Annotated in this window: 3 protein-coding genes; 1 reads left to right on the top strand and 2 read right to left on the bottom strand. The window is 63.2% G+C overall.

The genetic code is table 11. From position 1 onward, the window contains the following. Positions 1–496: 496 nt before the first annotated feature. The gene (locus OOZ63_RS28715; protein ID WP_323055802.1) at positions 497–1,645 is read right to left on the bottom strand and encodes a serine hydrolase domain-containing protein; all 1,149 of its coding nucleotides are present in this window, start codon (positions 1,643–1,645) and stop codon (positions 497–499) included. A gap of 551 nt (positions 1,646–2,196) precedes the next feature. After that, positions 2,197–2,451 (bottom strand): helix-turn-helix domain-containing protein, encoded by a 255-nt coding sequence (locus tag OOZ63_RS28720; protein WP_266009284.1) that lies wholly within the window; start codon positions 2,449–2,451, stop codon positions 2,197–2,199. A gap of 135 nt (positions 2,452–2,586) precedes the next feature. Here OOZ63_RS28720 and OOZ63_RS28725 point away from each other — a divergent pair. After that, a partial coding sequence (locus tag OOZ63_RS28725; RefSeq protein WP_266009280.1) for a transposase occupies positions 2,587–3,298 on the top strand: 712 nt, incomplete at its 3' end.

Genomic DNA, 3,298 nt, shown 5'->3' on the forward strand with positions numbered 1-3,298 from the left:
ACCCGAACGCCTGCTGGGACACGGTCGGCTTCTACGGCACCGACTATGCGAAGAAGTCGGGGGTGCAGTTGGCGGCCATCAAGGCCATGGTCGATCGGCTCGCTGCTGCCAGCCACTGAACGGCAAGCTGTGCTGGGCAGGCTTGGCCGAGCGTCGTGCCGGCGCGCCGCCAGCCGCTTCGGTCCGAGCCGGCCCATGGAGTCCAGACGACCGCGCCATCGGCTCTGCTTTCCGCAGGCGCTGTCGTCTTACTGAGCCATCGGCAGTTCATAGCCAACCAGAGCTGCGCAAAGCGGCAGCAATTGGGAGACCGTTCCTGGCCGGGAGCGCCATTTCATGGCCGTCCCGGTAAGCCGCAGGTCGGGCTATGAATCTTTGCCGGCCAAGGTCAGCTTCACGCGCCGCCGCCTACTTCACGCTGTCGGCCAGGAGCTGCCGTTCCACAAACTCGACACTCGTCGAGTTCAAAGACCTTGCGGCGGCGCGCAGCGGTCCGTCAAATGCACACGCGCAGGATTTCGCAGAGCATGTCCAACGCGCCCGCCGACAAGAAGGGCGACCGTAAGACCTTGTGTTCCCCTGGCAAGGCGGCCCGCACGAGAGGCTCAACTAACTTCAGTCCGGCGTCGCTGTTGGTCAGCAGAACAAGACCATCGCCCGAGCCAGGCACGGCCATCACAAACGCGCGGTAGCCCGGGTTATTGCCCCACTGCCAGAACCGTACGCCGTCTGCTGACTGCTCCAGGCCCCAGCCCAATCCCCATGCCAGGTTGAACTGCGACTCGACGTCCACCGGTGAGTCGGCTGCCATCTCCAGCAGGGCCGGATCGCGTAGCCATGCGACGACGAAGCGCGCGTAGTCGTCCACGGTGGTGTAAAGGCTGTACGCCGCCACCGGCTTCTGCAAGGGAACCACCTTGCGCGGTATCCCATTGGCCATGGTGCCTGGCAGCAAATGCTGGCCGATCTGGGGTGTCCAGCGGTAGCTGCTGCGGCCCATGCCCAGCGGGGTGAAGACCTGCTCATGCATGACTTCGTCCAGCGGCCGCTGCATCACGGCTTCGACGGCCCGCTGCAGCAGCACGTAACCTTCTCCGGAATAGGCCCAGCGCTCGCCCGGTGTGCCTTCAAAGAGCAGCGGACCCGATGCCCAGTTGGGCAGCCCGGCAGTGTGCTGCAACAGCATACGCACAGTCACAGCGCCCAGCCGAGGGTCCGTCACGTCGTCGCTCTTGGCTGCCATCTCTGGGTGCAGCGGATTGAAGGCATGCCGATAGCCTTGCGGCAGGTACCTCAACACCGGCGCGTCCAGCGCCAGGTGGCCCTGCCGCACCAGCTTGAGCACGGCATAGGCGAACACCGGTTTGCTCAGTGACGCGGCCTGGAACACGCTGTCAGGCCGCACCTGCAGCGCGGGATCGCAGCCGGACGCAGTTGTGATCGACTGAAGTTCGCGCTGGTGGAGGACGGCCACCGCCGCGCCGCAGACATGGTGCTGCTGCGCCAGCTGCGCCAGCCGCTCGGCCGGGGTGGCCGGTGCAAGGCTAGCGTCGGACGGCGAGGCACAAGAAGTCATCAGAATCAGCGCCGCGAGCCAGGCATCGCGGCAAATCCACTGCTGGGCAGAAATCAGGCATTTAGACATGTCGACAGCCTACCGGACGCGAGGCGCTCAAAGCGCAATCGACAGCTGCTTCAACACCTCGGCCAGTGCTTGGTCGATGCATCCCAGGGCCCAACTGGTGACTATCGAGTTGCGCGTGCGCCGACCACCGATTTGGTGAATGACCGCTCCGGCTTCTAGGGCCGACCGCAACGGGTCGGCTTCAGCCCGTCAATACGCGCCGGACCGGTTGCTCAGAATCGAACTTCGGTCGCCACTTGTCGAAGGGCTGGTCTCAGATGAGCAGCGGTCATACATGGCACCGCCGGTCGAGTGGCCGGTCCTGATCGAAGCAGCCGCTCAGACGGCCGGCCGCGAATGCCTCTGACCAACCTTTATGTACAGCTGTGCATAACAGCCTCTTTCGGTCTTTGCCTCAAAAACCGTCGCAAAGGTTTCGGTCCTGCACGGAGCTGAACTGCCGAGCTTTTGACGCGCCCGCGCCTCTAACTTGGGAAGCGCGAAAACTGCCGCCGCACCAAGTAGCTTTCCCTCTGCCTCCAAAGCGAGGCAATCATCGAGCTGCAAGGAATCTACTTCACAGTCTTTGAGTAGCGCGCGTCGACCCTAGCGCAGAACTCACCAAATGTGAGCTCCAGCGCCGTGGATATTCTGTACAGCACGCTGATCGTGGGTTGCTTGCGCCCGACTTCGATCAAAGAAATGTATGGGCGATCGAGTTCGCTACGGCCCGCAAGATCTTCCTGGGTCAACTCCAGTTCAAGCCTCCGAGCCTTTACCTCGATGGCCAAAGCTTCGATGAGTTCTTGATTCCGGCTGGGACGCATTGCCGACAAGTGTTTGCATTGTGTACACTAAAGACACGTGTCTATAGACAGCAAAACGCGAACTTGTGACTGAGCGTCTAGCCCGAGTTTGGAGATGCCGTCGCTTGCCAGCCGCTATCTCGTGGAGGCGATCAGATGATGAACACCGATGTCAAACATGACAGCCGGACAGCATTGGCGCTTTGCTGGCGCTACTGCTGCGCAACATTCGACGAGCAATCGGTCAAAGTTCTGGCTGCCGATGGATCTGCTCGCGACCTGACGGTGACCTGGGCCGTAGGCGTGCTTGCGGACGGCGACTGGGAAGTGCTGGGTGCCTGGCCCGGGACTGCAGTCGGCCTGACGTGCTGGCCGGACGTCTGGGAGGACCTTGACCGCCGGGGCGTCGACAAGATTTCACTGGTGTGCGCGTCCGATGTTGATGCCCAGACCGTGTGCTCGGGCATCAAGGTGTTGCCACCGTTCCAGCGGATTCTGGGTCAGGGCGATGTGCCTGCTGCTTCCAGCCTGGGTGGGCTCCGCGCTGAAGCACGACGTGCCGTCCGTGAGGCTTCTGGCGTTCGTGCAGCTCGTCTTGCGCTGGAGCGCCTGCTGGCTGGTTCTGGGGCGGGCAGGGCGGCCGTGTTGGCGCCCAACTGGCCCGAGGTGCTTGATGGGCTTCGGCCGTTCTATGCGCTGCGCCCTCATCGCCGGGCGGTGGTACGCGCAGGCGACGAGTACCTGGAGCAGCTGGGGCATGGCTTGCGCCGCGCCGTGGCTCGCCATGGTCCCTTTGCCGATGTTGCCGCGGCGGTGTCGTTCGTGAGTCAGACGCTGTCTCGGGACGAGTTGCGGCTCAAGTTCTCCA

Source organism: Paucibacter sp. PLA-PC-4 (assembly GCF_026241155.1).
Taxonomy (GTDB): domain Bacteria; phylum Pseudomonadota; class Gammaproteobacteria; order Burkholderiales; family Burkholderiaceae_C; genus Roseateles_E.

Excerpts from the sequence above, each read along its gene's own strand:
- OOZ63_RS28720 (WP_266009284.1), bottom strand. The coding sequence starts at position 2,451 with ATGCGTCCCAGCCGGAATCAAGAACTCATCGAAGCTTTGGCCATCGAG.
- OOZ63_RS28715 (WP_323055802.1), bottom strand. The coding sequence starts at position 1,645 with ATGTCTAAATGCCTGATTTCTGCCCAGCAGTGGATTTGCCGCGATGCC.